A 496-nucleotide genomic window follows, 5' to 3' on the forward strand; every position below is an offset into this window, starting at 1 on the left:
CTCGTTTACCGAGTCCTCGCCCGAGGCGTATGAGCGGCTGATCCTGGACGTGCTGCTGGGCGAGCCGCCGCTGTTCCCGCGGCACGAGGAAGTGGAGCTGTCCTGGAAGATCCTGGACCCCTTCGAAGAGTACTGGGCGGGCCTGGGTGAACAGCCCGAGCCCTACGCGCCCGGCAGCTGGGGCCCGGCCTCGGCTGATGAGCTGCTAGCCCGCGACGGACGCACCTGGAGAAGGCCATGATTGTAGATCTTCCGAACACCACCACCTCTCAGATCTCTAAGAAGATCATGTCCCTGCGCGAGCAGGGCGGGGTGATCGCGCTGGGCCGGGTGCTCACCCTCGTGGTCCTCACCAAGTCCGGGCTGGAAGAGGAAGCGATCGAGGCCGCGAACGAGGCCAGCCGGGAACACCCCTGCCGGATCATCGTGCTCGCCGACGCCGGCTCGGCCGCCCCGAACCGGCTCGACGCCCAGATCCGGGTCGGCGGGGACGCCG

Annotated in this window: 1 protein-coding gene and 1 pseudogene; both read left to right on the forward strand. The window is 68.3% G+C overall.

What is annotated here, in order from left to right:
• Positions 1-241, forward strand: a pseudogene (locus AC5RUM_RS21480) (glucose-6-phosphate dehydrogenase); the annotation flags it as partial.
• Positions 238-496: glucose-6-phosphate dehydrogenase assembly protein OpcA (locus AC5RUM_RS21485; protein WP_494036850.1), on the forward strand; the 259-nt coding region annotated here is incomplete at its 3' end. The pseudogene AC5RUM_RS21480 and the gene AC5RUM_RS21485, both read left to right, overlap by 4 nt.

The organism is Arthrobacter sp. B2060, assembly GCF_059090445.1.